Source organism: Streptomyces corallincola, from assembly GCF_019104725.1.
Lineage (GTDB): Bacteria > Actinomycetota > Actinomycetes > Streptomycetales > Streptomycetaceae > Streptomyces > Streptomyces corallincola.
Window position 1 is genome coordinate 1 of record NZ_JAHRXF010000017.1, and the last position, 13,661, is coordinate 13,661.

At 71.3% G+C, this 13,661-nt stretch carries 13 protein-coding genes; 7 read left to right on the plus strand and 6 right to left on the minus strand.

Going from position 1 to position 13,661, the window contains the following annotated elements:
• The first annotated feature begins 454 nt into the window (after positions 1-454).
• From KUM39_RS13500 to KUM39_RS13510, 3 genes are all read left to right on the plus strand, one after another.
• A complete protein-coding gene (locus KUM39_RS13500; RefSeq protein ID WP_217785837.1) occupies positions 455-1,507 on the plus strand; it encodes an aldo/keto reductase in 1,053 nt (350 codons plus the stop codon).
• A 103-nt stretch (positions 1,508-1,610) separates the two neighbouring features.
• The gene (locus KUM39_RS13505; RefSeq protein WP_217785838.1) at positions 1,611-2,285 is read left to right on the plus strand and encodes an ATP-dependent endonuclease; all 675 of its coding nucleotides are present in this window, start codon (positions 1,611-1,613) and stop codon (positions 2,283-2,285) included.
• 237 nt (positions 2,286-2,522) lie between these two features.
• The gene (locus KUM39_RS13510) at positions 2,523-3,179 is read left to right on the plus strand and encodes a lytic transglycosylase domain-containing protein (RefSeq protein ID WP_217785839.1); all 657 of its coding nucleotides are present in this window, start codon (positions 2,523-2,525) and stop codon (positions 3,177-3,179) included.
• A 5-nt stretch (positions 3,180-3,184) separates the two neighbouring features.
• Here the strand turns inward: KUM39_RS13510 and KUM39_RS13515 are convergent, their stop codons facing one another.
• Positions 3,185-3,709 (minus strand): hypothetical protein, encoded by a 525-nt coding sequence (locus KUM39_RS13515; RefSeq protein WP_217785840.1) that lies wholly within the window; start codon positions 3,707-3,709, stop codon positions 3,185-3,187.
• Positions 3,710-3,826: 117 nt separating this feature from the next.
• On the opposite strand from KUM39_RS13515, the gene KUM39_RS13520 reads away from it, so the two are divergent.
• A complete protein-coding gene (locus KUM39_RS13520) occupies positions 3,827-5,554 on the plus strand; it encodes a hypothetical protein (protein ID WP_217785841.1) in 1,728 nt (575 codons plus the stop codon).
• Here the strand turns inward: KUM39_RS13520 and KUM39_RS13525 are convergent.
• The 3 genes from KUM39_RS13525 to KUM39_RS13535 all read right to left on the minus strand — a co-directional run bounded on the left by KUM39_RS13525 (position 5,517) and on the right by KUM39_RS13535 (position 9,112).
• Positions 5,517-7,658, minus strand: coding sequence for an ATP-binding protein (locus tag KUM39_RS13525; protein ID WP_217785842.1), 2,142 nt, complete (start codon positions 7,656-7,658; stop codon positions 5,517-5,519). The genes KUM39_RS13520 and KUM39_RS13525 overlap by 38 nt on opposite strands.
• A 93-nt stretch (positions 7,659-7,751) precedes the next feature.
• Positions 7,752-8,561 carry an SDR family NAD(P)-dependent oxidoreductase gene (locus KUM39_RS13530; RefSeq protein ID WP_217785843.1) on the minus strand — a complete coding sequence of 270 codons (810 nt, stop codon included), beginning with the start codon at positions 8,559-8,561 and terminating at the stop codon, positions 7,752-7,754.
• Between the two features lie 185 nt (positions 8,562-8,746).
• Positions 8,747-9,112, minus strand: coding sequence for a winged helix-turn-helix transcriptional regulator (locus tag KUM39_RS13535; RefSeq protein WP_308288116.1), 366 nt, complete (start codon positions 9,110-9,112; stop codon positions 8,747-8,749).
• 273 nt (positions 9,113-9,385) lie between these two features.
• Between KUM39_RS13535 and KUM39_RS13540 the strand changes: the two genes are divergently transcribed.
• Positions 9,386-9,658 carry a hypothetical protein gene (locus tag KUM39_RS13540; RefSeq protein WP_217785844.1) on the plus strand — a complete coding sequence of 91 codons (273 nt, stop codon included), beginning with the start codon at positions 9,386-9,388 and terminating at the stop codon, positions 9,656-9,658.
• 380 nt (positions 9,659-10,038) lie between these two features.
• Positions 10,039-10,653, plus strand: coding sequence for a mycothiol-dependent nitroreductase Rv2466c family protein (locus KUM39_RS13545; RefSeq protein WP_217785845.1), 615 nt, complete (start codon positions 10,039-10,041; stop codon positions 10,651-10,653).
• Here the strand turns inward: KUM39_RS13545 and KUM39_RS13550 are convergent.
• Together KUM39_RS13550 and KUM39_RS13555 are read right to left on the minus strand one after the other, a co-directional pair.
• A complete protein-coding gene (locus KUM39_RS13550) occupies positions 10,577-11,686 on the minus strand; it encodes a hypothetical protein (protein WP_217785846.1) in 1,110 nt (369 codons plus the stop codon). The two genes, KUM39_RS13545 and KUM39_RS13550, sit on opposite strands and share 77 nt — an antisense overlap.
• Before the next feature lie 174 nt (positions 11,687-11,860).
• Entirely contained in the window at positions 11,861-12,412 is a 552-nt protein-coding gene (locus KUM39_RS13555; RefSeq protein WP_217785847.1) for an EF-hand domain-containing protein, read from the minus strand.
• A 393-nt stretch (positions 12,413-12,805) separates the two neighbouring features.
• Here KUM39_RS13555 and KUM39_RS13560 point away from each other — a divergent pair, with 393 nt between their 5' ends.
• The gene (locus KUM39_RS13560; protein WP_217785848.1) at positions 12,806-13,516 is read left to right on the plus strand and encodes an alpha/beta hydrolase; all 711 of its coding nucleotides are present in this window, start codon (positions 12,806-12,808) and stop codon (positions 13,514-13,516) included.
• Positions 13,517-13,661 lie beyond the last annotated feature (145 nt).

Sequence of the window (13,661 nt, forward strand, 5' to 3'; positions counted from 1 at the left end):
GGGGGGGGGGGGGGGGGGGGGGGGGGGGGGGGGGGGGGGGTGGCGGAGGTTAGAGGGTGGTTCTTCGGTGGTGACAGCTAGGCCAGGGGGTGGCTCCCGGTGGTTTAACGGGGTGCTGGTGCTCCCCCGGCGCTCGGGTGAGGTGGTTGGGGTGGGCGGCTTTGCGGGGCGGGCTTCCTGGTGGTCGTCGGTGACGGGTGCTTGCTGTGGTCGTTCGCCCTACTTCCGTGGTGGTGCGGGTGTGGGGCGGGGCTATGTGGGGCGGAACCATGTGGAGCGGACCTATGCAGGGCGGGCCCATGTGGGGTGGGCCCATGTGGGGTGGGCCCATGTGGGGTGGGGCTATGTGGGGTGGGGCGGGTGCCGTTTGCTAAGCGGAGATCTCTCCGTTAGCTTTTCGGTAGCCATTCGGAGAGTTCTCCGCTTTCTCTCGATCCGGATTTTAGGAGCGCCCGTGCGCTACATCAAACTGGGTAGGACCGGCCTCGACATCTCCCCCGTCGCCGTCGGCGCCATGAGCTACGGCGAACCCGACCGAGGTCATCCCGTCTGGTCGCTGGACGAGGAGTCCAGTCGGCCGCTGATCCGGCACGCGCTGGAGGCGGGCGTCAACTTCTTCGACACCGCCAACATGTACTCGTACGGCTCCAGCGAGGAGATTCTCGGGCGGGCGCTCAAGGACTACGCGCGCCGGGACGAGGTCGTCGTCACCACCAAGGTGCGGCACACCATGCGCCCCGGCAGCCCCAACGGCGGCGGACTGTCCCGCAAGGCGATCATGACCGAGATCGACAACAGCCTGCGGCGGCTCGGTACCGACTACGTAGATGTGTACATGATCCACCGGCTCGACAACGAGACGCCGCTGGAGGAGACCCTTGAGGCGCTGCACGACGTGGTGAAGTCGGGCAAGGCCCGCTATCTCGGCGCCTCCTCCATGCACGCCTGGCAGTTCGCCAAGGTGCTGCACCTCCAGGAGCGGAACGGCTGGGCCCGGTTCGTCACCATGCAGGACCACTACAACCTGCTGGCCCGCGAGGAGGAGCGCGAGATGCTGCCGCTCTGCGCGGACGAGGGTGTCGCCACGATGGTCTGGAGCCCGCTCGCGCGCGGTCGGCTCGCCCGGCCCGCCGACCAGTCGGGCGGCACCGAGCGTGCCGCGACCGACGGGGTATACGCCGACATGCTGTACACCCGCGCCACCGCCGACAGCGACCGCGCCATCCTGGACGAGGTCGGCGCCGTCGCCGACGCTCACGGCGTCACCCGCGCCCAGGTCGCCCTCGCATGGCTGCGCCGCAACCCCGTGGTCGCCGCGCCGATCGTCGGCGCCCGTACGGTGCAGCAGATCGACGACGCCGTCGCCGCCCTCGATCTCGACCTCACGGACGAGGAGGCACGTCGGCTTGAAGCGCCGTACACGCCCCGGCACGACCTCCAAGGTGTCTCCGACGCCAGGGAGTTGGAGCGGATCAAGGCGAGTGTTCCGGGGTACGCCAACCTCTGATCCCCGCCGGGAGGGGGCGGGGCCGGGGCTGTTCCGGGGCGGTGAAACACGAGTGCGTACGGCGGTTGGGGCGTGCCACGATGGCTTTGGGAAGCGAGGTCTCGTGGACGAGCTGAGGCGATTCCGACGGGCGGTGACCGTCTGGGCGGCCGGTGGGCAGGAGGCCGCCGCGGGCGCGGTCGTTGCGCGTGAACTGGCCCGTGGAGTAACGGTGGTGGTCCTCGTGGAGGGGGCCAGCGACGAGGTCGCCCTCGAAGCGCTGGCCGCGCGGCGGGGCCGGGATCTGGGTGCCGAGGGGGTGGCGGTGGTGCCGCTCGGGGGTGCCACCAGCATCGGGCACTTCCTGGACGTCTGCGGTCCGCCGGGGCTCGGGCTGCCGCTGGCCGGGCTCTGCGACATCGGGGAGGAGCGGCACTTCCGCCGCCATCTTGCGCGGGTCGGACTCGGATCGCCGGTGGACCGGGACGAGTTGGCGGAGTTGGGGTTCCAGGTTTGCGTCGCGGATCTGGAGGACGAGCTGATCCGTGCCCTCGGTCCCGAGACCGTACAGCGGGTGATCGAGGAGCAGGGCGAGACGCGGCCCTTCCGTACCTTCCAGGGGCAACCCGCCCAGCGGGACAGGCCCGTTGAGCACCAGCTCCGGCGCTTCATGGGGACGCACAGTGGGCGCAAGGCGCTCTACGCGGGGGCGCTGGTCGCGCGGCTGGAGGCGGGGCGAGTGCCGGGGCCGTTGGAGCGGCTGCTCGCGGGGGGGGGCGGGGGGGGCAGCGGGGTGTGAGTCCGCCTACCGGAAGCCCGTCTGCTCGAAGCCCGTCTACTGGAAGCCCGACTGCCGGGGCTGAACAGTCGGTTGGGGGCTGAACAGTCGGTCGGGGTTGGAGCCTGGGTGTTCATGCGTCCATGTTCTGCCACGGGACCGCTACCGCACCGTACGGTGACGACCCGTGTCCGTCGTTGAGCCGTGCTGCATTCCGAAGCCCCGGACACACCGGGCTCGGGACGCGGGAGTACGGGCATGGCGGGAAAGCGTGCGGGACTCGTGGTCGTCGCCGCCGTCGCGGGCGGTCTGCTGCTGAGCGCGTGCGGTGGGCAGGCAGGAGGACGGCCGGGGGCGGGAGCAGCGGCCGGTGCGCACGCGCCCGCCGGGGAGGGGCAGCGTGCCGCCGGTGAGCGGGGCGGACCGGGTGGACTCACGGCGCTCGATTCCGGTGCCTCGAATCTCAACACGGCTTTCGTTCCTGGAGAGTTCGTCTCCGCTGTCGAGTCCGCCGGGCGGACGTGCGACTTGGCCTCCGCTCCTCTGCTGGCGGCGCAGTTGGAGCAGGAGTCCGACTGGGACCCGGATGCGCAATCTCCCATCGGTGCACAGGGGTTGGCGCAGTTCAGGCCGGAGATCTGGGCGGAGTGCGGCGGGGATGCCGACGGGGACGGGGTGAACAGTCCGTTCGACCCCCAGGACGCCATCCCGGCGCAGGCCCGCATGATGTGCGACCTCTTCACCCGGCTCCGGACCACCAGACTCTCTGGCAATCCGATCGACTTCGCGCTGTGGTCGTACAACGCGGGGCTCCAGGCGACCATCGACGCGGGCGGTACGGCGCCGACCGAGGAGGCGGCGCATTACGCGCGGCGGATTCAGAAGGAGTTGCTCCCGAAGTACACGCTGATCTGATGCGCCTACGACGGCCCGTACCGGACACCGACGGTGCCGGACGCGGCGGCCTCGCGGAAGAGGTCGCCGCAGGTGGGGGAAGGGGGGTGGAGGCTGTTCGTGACGGTGGTCAGCGCGCGGCGGGTCTCGGCAGCGAGGCGGTGGAGGCTGAGGGCGGTCAGGTCGCGGTCACCTCGGTGGACGCACAAGCGGTAGGCGGAGAGGACCAGTTGGTCCTCGGTGGCGGGCAGCGGGGCGGGGAGACCGGTGAGGAGTTCGTGCGCCTGATTGGTGCTTGCCGCCTCCAGGACGGCCTTCAGCGGGAGTTGGTCGAGTTCGTCGGCCCGTAGGTCCTCGTCGAGCGCGGTCGCGTAGGTGGTGAGGGCGGCGATCAGGGTGATCATGCGTTCGCCTGCCGTGATGTGCAGCCCCCAGGCTGTCAGTTCCTCGTGGCGGCGGGGGCGGCGCCACGTCTCCCGGTCCACCAGGGGGAGGATCAGGCTGCCCAGGGCGGCTGCTCCGGACCAGAGCTGTACGCGGTCGGGGTGCATGGTGGTCCTCCTGGTGGCGGTGGTCCTTGTGGTGTGCGTGCGAGGGGCCGGTGGGGTGGCGGGGGGCTGGATAGAGTTGGGGCCTTGGTCGGGTGGTGCGCGTTCTGGAGGTGACTCATGGGGCCGGGCGAGCCTCGTCCGCTGCGCGTGCCGATCGGTGAGGGCTCCGAGCGGTGGACCAGTCGGCAGGTCTCCCGTCGCGTGCTGCTGGTCGTCCACAACGTCACCTCCGCGGGGCGGCTGCTCGACGTACTCCCTTTGTTCCACAACGACTTCCGGGTGCAGCTGCTGGTCACCTCGACCGGTTCGTCCGCGTTCCAGGGCGGGGTGCGGGAGCTGTTCGCCGAACTGGGGCTGCCTGTGGTGCCCTGGGAGCAGGCGGTCGAGGTGGGGGCGGATCTGGCGATATCGGCCAGTTTCGGTGGTCAACTGCCGCTGTTACAAGGGAAACTGAGCGTTCTGTCGCACGGTGTGGGCTACACCAAGAAGCTGGCCGTGCCGGGAGTCGAGGGCCGTGAACCGACCTTCGGGCTGTCTCGGGAGTGGCTGCTCCACGACGGTGAGCCCTATGTGGACGGGCTGTTGCTCTCGCATCCGGAGCAGTTGGAGCGGCTGGGCCGGGTCTGTCCGGAGGCCCTGCACACCGGGGTCGTCGCCGGGGACGCGAGTTACGACCGGATGCTGGCGGCGCGCCCGTACCGGGAGCGTCAGCGGCGGGCGTTGGGGGTCCGGCGGGGGCAGCGGCTCGTCGTCCTGAACTCCACCTGGAACCCCGAGGGTCTCTTCGGCAGTGGTGGGCCGGATGTCCTGCCCGCGCTACTGCCGCGCCTGGCAGCCGAGTTGCCCGCCGACGACTACCGGCTGGCGGCGGTGCTCCACCCGAACATCTGGTACGGGCACGGGCCGGGGCAGATTCGGGCCTGGCTGGACGAGGCGTGCCGCAGCGGGCTGGCGCTGATCGATCCCGTGCACGGCTGGCGTCAGGCCCTGGTGGCGGCGGACGCGCTGGTGGGCGACTTCGGCTCGGTGCCGTACTACGCGGCGGCGCTGGGGGTGCCGGTGCTGCTCGCGGACGGCGGAGAGGACCGGCTCGATCCCGAGGCGCCGCTCGCGGACTTCGTACGGCGGACGCCGCGCCTCGACCCGCACGGTTCGCTGCGTGCCCAGGTGGAGGAACTCGTACTGAAGGAAGACGAGTTGACCGATGCCGCCGAGTTCGTCACGTCGGTACCGGGTGAGTCGGCGCTGCTGCTGCGGCGCCATTTCTACGAGTTGATGGACCTTCCCGAGCCGGTGGCGCCCGCCCTCTTGGAGCCGCTGCCGCTGCCCGCGTACGAACCGCCGCGCCACACGGTGATGTTGCGGGTGCGGACGCGGGCCGAGGGTGTGGACGTGCGGATCGAGCGGTCGGTGGTGACGCCGTACGGCGCGGAGGGGGACGCGCATGTGGCCGTGCACGAGGACACCCGTGATCCGGGCGGTCTCGACGTGGCGGACGTGATCGTGCGGGACGGGCGGCCGGACGATCCCCGTCTGGGCGGCTGGGAGACATGGACGGCGGAGGTGCTGGCCCGGCATACGCAGTGCGGGATGGCCGTGTTCGTGAGCGGCCCGGACGCCTGTGCCGTACGGACGCGGGACGGCGCGGCGTTCCTGCTGTCCGCGCTGGACGGCGCGGACGCCGACCCGGCGGCCTACGCCTCGTCCCTGTACGCGTGGCTGTCGTCGGGGCAGCGGGTCCCGCCGGACGGGGTCGTCCTGCGGACGCATGCCGCCGGGCAGGTGCACGGGGTGGCCGTGGAACCGCTCACCTCGCGGCTTCGCAGCGGCGGCGGAGGTCGCTGAGGTACTGGAGGTGCGGCACGGCGGACGGGGTGAGCAGTCCCTCGGCCTCGGTGATCCGTTCCAGGGCCATCGCGTCCTCGCCGGTGTCGTGGAGGGTTTCCGCGAGGTCGGTGAGGGAGCGGGCGCGGTTGTAGTCCTCGCCCTGGTTCTTGAAGAAATCGATGGCGGAGAGCAGGAGTTGACGCGATTCGTCGAGTCGGCCCAGGCCCCGCAGTGCGCGTCCCTTGTGGCGTTCGAGCAGGGCGAGCGCGCGGGGCAGGTCCGCCGCGCCCTCTTGGCCGGAAGTGATCGTCGCGTACACGCGGCCCGCCGCGATGAAGCTCTCGTGGGCCTCCTCGAACTTCCAGCGGTACAGGCTCAGCAGGCCCTGGAATTCAAGCGCCGACGCCTCGCCGCGCGGGTGTCCGGCCGCGCGCTCGCTCTCCACGGCGGCGAGTGCGGCGCGGTCGGCGTCCTGCCGTTGCCCCAATTGGTCCAGGCAGTGGGCGAGTTGGAAGTACAGGCCGCCTGCCGTGCGGGTGTCCGGCTGGTGGGTCCCGGCCACCCGTACGGCGACGCGCAGTGCGGGGAGTATGTCGTCCCAGCGCCCGACCTTGAGCTGGAGCGGCCACAACGCACGGGCCAACCGGAGTGCGGTGGTCGGTTGTTGGTACTCCTCGGCGAGAGAAACGGCACGGATCACGTTGCCCGCCGTGGCCTCCAGGACCTTCAGGCCCTCGGTCTCGTCCCGGTACGGGGTGCCCTCGGCGGGTGCCGCTTCGGTGCGCCAGCTCTGCGGGAGGGCGGCGTGCGCGGCGTGCAGGGCCCGTAGGAGTACGGCGTCAAGGGTGCGGTGGACGGCGGCGGAGCACTCCGCGATCCCGTGCTCGGGTCCGGCGGTGTCCGTCAGATAGCGGCGGACCTCGGGCCGGAAGCGGTAGGTGCCGATCTCGACGGACTCCAGCAGGCCTGCCTCGGCCGCCTGGGTGAGCATGGCCACGGCTTCCTCCGGGCCGGTGCCGCTGCCAGCGGCGGCTGCGGCGAGGTCGGCGTCCAGGGTCGGCCAGCCGCCGAGCGCGGCGAGCCGACACAGGCGTGCGGTGGGCGCCGGGAGCAGACCGGCCGCCCGGCGGGCCGCCTCGCGTACCGGATGCGGGATCTCCTGACCGTCTCCCGCGGGCCCGGCGGCGGTCAGGGCCGGGGTGCCGAACTGGGCCGCCGCCGTGGCGAGGGCGTACGCGTTTCCGGCGCAGCGGCGCAGGAGCTGGGGCATCTGGGTGTCGGAGCGCGCCAGGTTCTCCGGTCCCGCCGTCTGCCGGACCAGCTGGCGGACCAGCTGGGTCGCGTGGCGGTCGCTGAGCGGTCCGACCTCGACGCGTTCGGCCTCCAGGGCGAAGGGCTGTCCGGAGACGACCACGAGGAGGAGGACGTCCGGGGTGGCGGGGGTGAGGCTGCGGACCTGGGCGAGGGTCGTCGCGTGGTCGATCACGATCAAGGCCCGGCGGCCGTCGGTGAGTTGGCGGTAGAGCCGTTCCCGGTCGGCCCCGGAGGACGGCATCTCGTCGCGGGAGACGCCCATCTGGGTGAGCAGGCGGGAGAGGACGGCCGCGGGGCCGGGGCCGCCGTCCGTCGCCGCGTCGCGCAGATCGACGTGGAAGCGTCCGTCGGGGAAGCGGTCGCCGTGCGCGGCACCGAAGTTGAGGGCGACGGAGGTGGTGCCGATGCCGGGCGGGCCGTACAGCAGCGCGACGCGCGGTCGCCCGGCGGCGGGGCGGGCCGCCTCCTTGGTGAGCTGCTTCAGGGCCTTCTGCTGGTTGGTGAAGTGGCGCGGCGCGGGCGGGAGCCAGGCGCCCCGGCGGAGCGTTCCCGGCGCGTGCCGGGAGGCGCCCAGCAGCAGGGCCCACTCGTCCGACAGCCGGGCGTCGTGCCCCAGTCGGGTGTGCAGGAAATCGGCCAGGGACGCCTGTTCGTCCGGCGCGGACGGCAGCGCCGCCGGGCGTCCTGTCGTACGCCGCACCAACGTGCCGGTGGACACCAGGAGTTGCTTGCCCATCTCCCCTGCGACACCGTTCCCCACTGATGCGAGAAACGCGGTGAGCGCGCTGAGCGCCACGACCTCCAGCACGTCGGCCCTCCTGGTCCCCGATCCGCCCTGGCGGGACTGTATCTCCGCGCCGGTGTCCGGTGGAAACATTTCGGTCGTACCGCGGGCTTCCCCTCAGCCTCCGAAGATCGACGCCGCTGTGCCGCCCCAGCCGCCGTCCGCCGAGATGACCTGACCGGTGACGTAGGAGGCGGCCGGGGAGACCAGGAAGTGGACGAGGTGGGCGACTTCCTCGGCTTCGGCGACGCGGCGGAGGGGGACCGAGGTGACGTAGGCGCGGGCGGCGGCCTCGTTCTCGGTGATGGCGGCGGCCATGTCGGAGCGGGTGACGGCGGGGCGTACGGCGTTGACGCGGACGCCGCTCGGGCCCCACTCGGCGGCGAGGGAGCGGGTGGCGGCTTCCAGGGCGGCCTTGGAGGCGGCGTAGACCATGTTCTGGGGGATGCCGCGTTCGGCAAGGGCGGAGGAGACGTTGACGATCGCGCCGCCACCGCGTCCGGCCATGACGCGGGCGAGGCCGCCGGCGAGGAGGAGCGGGGCGCGGACGTTGAGGGCGTGGACGGCGTCGATGTCCTCGGCGGTCACCGTGTCGCTGGGGCCGCCGGACCCGATTCCGGCGTTGTTGACGAGGATGTCCACGCCGCCGAGGCGTTCGACCACGTCGTTCACGAGTCGTTCGGGGGCGCCGGGGGCGGCGAGGTCGGCGGGCAGGACGGTCACGGGACCGGGGAGTCCAGCCGCGTGGCGTTCCAAGGTGGCCTTGTCGCGGCCTACGAGGACGACGTGGGCGCCGCTCGCGGAGAGCGCGCTGCTCACGGCGGCGCCGATGCCCCGGCCGCCGCCAGTGACGAGGGCAGTGGCGCCTTGCAGGGGGAGGCCGGTCGGGCCGGTGGAGGTGGTCGCGGGCGTAGGCGTGGGTGCCATGCGGGGCTCCCGGAGTGTGGTCGGAATGGCTTGAGTGGCCGGAGCGGCCAAGGTGTAGTGAGTTCGATTATCTGACTCACTGGGTCAAGCTTCGCACAGTCGGTTCGAAAATCAAACCCACCCTGAGAGGAGGGACGGCAGGGGGCTCGCCGCAGGAGTGGTCGCCAGCGCCGGGGCGGCGGCCGTCAGCCCTCGAGGGTCGGCGGGTGGTCGTGGGTGGGGGTCACGTGGCGTTCGCCCCACTCACGCAGGGCGCGGAGGACGGGGAGGAGGTCGCGGCCCATCGGTGTGAGGTGGTACTCGTCGCGCGGGGGGCGCTCGGAGTAGGGGCGGCGCTCGATGACGCTGGCGTCCTCCAGCTTGCGGAGGCGCAGTGCGAGGGTTTCGCGGGGGGCGCCAGTGTTGATCTGGATGTCCTTGAACCGGTGCACACCGAAGCCCAGTTCGCGCAAGACGAGCAGGCTCCAGCGCTCCCCCACGACGTCGAGCGCGTCGGCGATGGAGCAGACGCGGGGGGAACCCAGATTGGTCGATTCGCTTTTCTGACTCACGGGGTCACGGTAGCGCTGTCGGGGCGACTGGGGGTAGTAGCGCCCGGCGGAGGCGTGCGGTGTCCGTTTCGGACCACATGTGGTCCGCACCCGGACGGTCGCGGCAATGTGTGTGCGGAGGCGACATGGGCGCAGGTGTGGAGGGTGCCGAGGTGTGGAGGGTGCCGGGGTGTGGGCGGTTTCGGGGGCTGTCCGCGGGTCGCGCGACCGCTCGGGGTGCGCTGAATCCACGGATCTCCGTCGCCCAAGCACAACACGGACCCCGACATCCAGGTGCACGCCGGCGACGAGCACCCGTTCGTTCGGCGGCAGAGCACGGCGGTGCACTACGAGGCGCCGTTCCTGTATCTGCTGTGCGGCGCCGAACGGGCCGTGCTGATCGACACCGGGGCCACGGTGTGGGCGGAGTTCTTCCCGACGCCCCGGATGATGGACGGGACCCTCGCCGAACGGGTCGCTCGGCAGCAGAGGTGTGTGCGTATCCCCTATGGGTGCTGCACACACATGCGCACGGTGACCATGTGCTCGGCTGCCATGTCGAGATGACCGGCGAACCCGGCGTGGGCTGTCCGGTGCGTACGACCCACCAGTCGGACGGGCCCCCGGTCGAACTCACCCCCGCCCATCTGGGGCGTGTCCGGGTGGTGTTGGAGGAATGGGGCGACGGGCGGGGCAGCAGGCGGGAGCGGCGGCCGTACGCGGAGTTTCGTGCTCCGTCCGTGAGCGGTCGAGCGGTCGTCCGTCGAGTATTCGCGTGGGAAGCCGTCTCCTGTCGGGCAGTTGTGGCCGTACCGGTATGGGCGTTATGCATCCCCGGATTTTGTGCAGTGCGGGGATGTGAACGATGAGGGTGGTGGTTTCGCGGGGGCGCGGCCTTGCAGGGTGGGGTGTGCGAACCCGCACGGTCGCCACCGCCGAGGAGTCCTGTGTCCGACACCCGTGTCCCGAAGGTCGATTTCTACTTCGATCCGGCCTGCCCCTTCGCCTGGATCACCTCCCGGTGGATCACCGAGGTCGCCCATTTGCGCGACATCGAGCTGCGGTTCCGGCTGATGAGCCTCTATGTGCTGAATGAGGGACGGGAGTTGCCGGAGTGGTATCGCACGCTGGTGGACAACTCGCTCGCCCTGAACCGGGTGTGCACGGCTGCCGCGCACGAGCTGGGTGAGGAGGTACTGGCCGATCTCTACACGGAGTTGGGCACGCGTATCCACCAGGGGAGGAACAAGGACTACCGGGCGGTCGCCGCCGAGTCCTTCGCGGCGCTCGGCCTGCCCGGACGTCTGTTGGCCGCGGCCGACAGCGACGTCTACGACGAGCAGTTGCGCAAGAGTCACCACGAGGGCATGGACCCGGTGGGCGAGGATGTGGGGACGCCGACGATCCACATCGACGGGATCGCCTTCTTCGGTCCCGTGCTCAACGCGATCCCCCGTGGTGAGGAAGCCGCTCGGCTCTTCGACGCTACGCGGACTCTGGCCGCGCATCCCGGCTTCTTCGAGCTGAAGAGGACGCGTACGGGAGGGCTGGACTTCGACTGAGGCGGCGGGCGGCGGTGGCGGTGGCGACATCGGAGGCGGCTGGGCGAGGAGTGGGCGGTGGGCGAGGAGTGGGCGGTGGGCGAGCCTCCTCCTCTCTGCCCATCAAGTAGCCCAGCTGAAGACGGTGTTCGGCGCCGTAGCGGTGTTTGAGGTGGGCGACGTGGGACTGGAGTGAGCGGAGGCTGATGCCGAGGCGGCGGGCGATCTCCCGGTCCGTCCTGCCTTCGACGAGCAGTTTGCGGATGGCGGTGCGCAGCGCGGGGACCACGTCGATGGCGGCCTCGGCGGCGCGGACCGGCAGGAACGGGTGGGGCTCGGCGCGGTCCCAGGCGCGTTCGAAGACGTCGGTCAGGAAGCGCACCACGGCGGGTTCGCAGACACGGACCGCGGTGGTGCGTCCGGGGACACGCTCCGTAGCACCGGGGACGAAGGCGGTGGCCCGGTCGATGATGATCATGCGGTCGAAGAACTCCGCGAGGGTACGTACCTGGGCGCCGTGGCCGGTGACCGCGCGGACGTACGCCTTGGTGGGCTCGTCGAAGCGGGTGCTGTGCTGGTAGAGCGTGCGCATCGACACCCCGGCGAGCAGGCGTCCGCGCACGCTGTCCAGGTCCGCGGCGAGTCGGCTCGCGGGGCGGGCGCCGTCCGGCTGGGCGGTGAGGATCTCGGAGCGGGCGCGCGCGACCGCGTGGTCGATCGCCGCCTGTATCTCGGGCGTGCCGTGCAGATACGTGACGCCTGGACGGTCCGGGACAGCGGCGGCGGGGCCTGGTCCCGCAGCGGGACCGTACGGCGACGTGTCGTACGGCGAGCTCTCGTACGGCGAAGTCTCGCGCGACGCGCAGTCGTACGGCGGGGACGCGTACCGCGTAGAGCTGTACTGCGTGGACCGGTGCGGCGCGGAACCGTACGGCGCTGGGGTGGCCGTTCCCGTGCGCTCCACCTCCGCCTCCGCCGACACCGTGTCCGCCAGCTCGCGCAGATTCCGCGCGATGTCCTCCAGCGTGGTCGCGTGCGTGTCCCGCCCGGCCATCCGATCCCCCGTTCCCGGCGCCCATCCCGCCGATCCGACCGACGGACCCATGATCGGACACGGGACACACGGATGTGTCGGGTTTTCCTCAACAGTGGATTAGAAGTATGGATATTTTTCCAAGTGGACCATTGACCCATTTGTACGCCCAGCCAGAATCGCCGCTTGCCCGGTCTACGTGTGTGACGTTTCCGGTACCGGGCCGCACATCACGTTGCCCGGTTCCGCCGGGTCGTCGCTGATCCAGAACTGGGTCCACAGGAGGGCGAATTCGGAGCGGTCGAGGTAGCCGTCGCCGTCCTGGTCGAGCCGGTCGAAGACGTCGGCAGTGTCGATGGGCAGGCCGTGCCAGGTGTCGATGAGGCGGCGGTGTTCGGTGCGGGAGATGCGGCCGTCGCCGTTCTCGTCAACGGCGTCGAAGATGGTGTCGGCGGTGGCCGTCACCGCTTCGGGCATCGAGGGGAGCAGGTCCACCATGCCGAGCAGTTCGTCCAGGTCGATCCGGCCGTCCCCGCCGGTGTCGGCGACCGACGCCAGGTGTCGCCACCAGCCCAGCATCACCTGGCGCACCCGCGCGGCGAGTTCCGGGTCGGCTGCCACGCGGGGAAGTACGCCCCAGCGGGCGGCGAGCGCCTCGAAGTCCTGTTCCTCCAGGAACCCGTTGTCGTCGGCGTCGAACGCCTCGAACATCGCCTCGACCTTGCGCCGCTGGAACTCCGTGGCCATCTCGCGTCTCCCGATCGGATCATGGTGCCGAGCCCGTCGTACGGACCCGTGCCGGACCGTGCTGCCGGGATGCTGTCCACGACACGCCGACCGCCAACGGCGCCCGAGGGCGCGGGTCCGGGCTCCCGCACCACCGCGCGGCGACGAACGCGTCCGCACGCCGGTTTGAACGTCTGACGACCGCAGAACAGGCACGCGGCAACAACGGCAGTGGCGACGGCAACAATGGCGACCTCTCGGCGACTCTCGCCCCTCCGTGGGATCGCCTCCACCAGTGCCCGAATATGCCGTTAAATGGTTTAAAATCACCCTCCCGATCGGCGCCCTCGCCCGGCGGCCCCTTGGGGGTTCCGGTCTTCACGGCCGGTGTTCCTCGGCCTGTGGAGACACGCAATGGCAACGAAAACCCCCACGCTCGTCCTCGTGCACGGTGCCTGGCACCGCGAGAGCATGTGGCACCTGCTCCGCGAGGAACTGTCCGACCTGGATGTCCGTACCGTGCAGAACCCGTCGAGCGCGCCGGTGGCGCCGTCGCGGCTCGGGGACATGTACGCCGACGCGGCGGCGATCCGCGCGGCCGTGGAGAGCGTCGGCGGTCCGGTGGTCGCGGTCGCGCACTCGTACGGCGGGGTGCCCCTGACCCAGGCGCTCGCCGGGGTGAGCGCCGTGAAGCGGCTGGTCTACCTGAACGCGTTCATGCTGGACGTCGGCGAGTCGGTGCTCAAGGTGGTCGGCGGGACCCCGCCGCCCTTCTGGGGCATGGACCACGTGGGCGAGGGCTACTACGAGATGCTGAACGCCGAGCACCACTTCTACAACGACCTCACCCCCGAGGCCGCGCGGGCGGCTGCCGGGGCACTCGGCCCGCACTCGGTCGCGTCGATGGAGCAGCCGGTCACGCGGGCAGCCTGGCACGCCATCCCGAGCACCTACGTCATCGGCGTCAACGACGCGGCCGTCCCCGCCGAGGCCGGTGAGTTCCTCTCCGGGCGCGCCGAGCGCGTCGTCCGCATGGACACCGGCCACTCCCCCTTCCTGGTCCGCCCCGCCGAGACGGCGGCCCTGCTCCGCGAGGAACTGGAGCTGGCGGTCCGCGAGGGCTGAGCCACGCCTTCCGGGGCCGGTCGGCCGGACGGCTGCCCGCCCCATGCTGCCCGGCCTCGACTGCTCCACCCCGGCTGCTCGACCGCTCTGCCGCTCCGAGCGCCCGGTACCAGGAGCGCGGTACCGCCGAGATCCTCACCAGGGA

Coding starts and splice junctions, on each gene's coding strand:
- KUM39_RS13555 (WP_217785847.1), bottom strand. CDS start 12,412: ATGGCCACGGAGTTCCAGCGGCGCAAGGTCGAGGCGATGTTCGAGGCG.
- KUM39_RS13530 (WP_217785843.1), bottom strand. CDS start 8,561: ATGGCACCCACGCCTACGCCCGCGACCACCTCCACCGGCCCGACCGGC.
- KUM39_RS13510 (WP_217785839.1), top strand. CDS start 2,523: ATGGCGGGAAAGCGTGCGGGACTCGTGGTCGTCGCCGCCGTCGCGGGC.
- KUM39_RS13520 (WP_217785841.1), top strand. CDS start 3,827: ATGGGGCCGGGCGAGCCTCGTCCGCTGCGCGTGCCGATCGGTGAGGGC.
- KUM39_RS13560 (WP_217785848.1), top strand. CDS start 12,806: ATGGCAACGAAAACCCCCACGCTCGTCCTCGTGCACGGTGCCTGGCAC.
- KUM39_RS13515 (WP_217785840.1), bottom strand. CDS start 3,709: ATGCACCCCGACCGCGTACAGCTCTGGTCCGGAGCAGCCGCCCTGGGC.
- KUM39_RS13550 (WP_217785846.1), bottom strand. CDS start 11,686: ATGGCCGGGCGGGACACGCACGCGACCACGCTGGAGGACATCGCGCGG.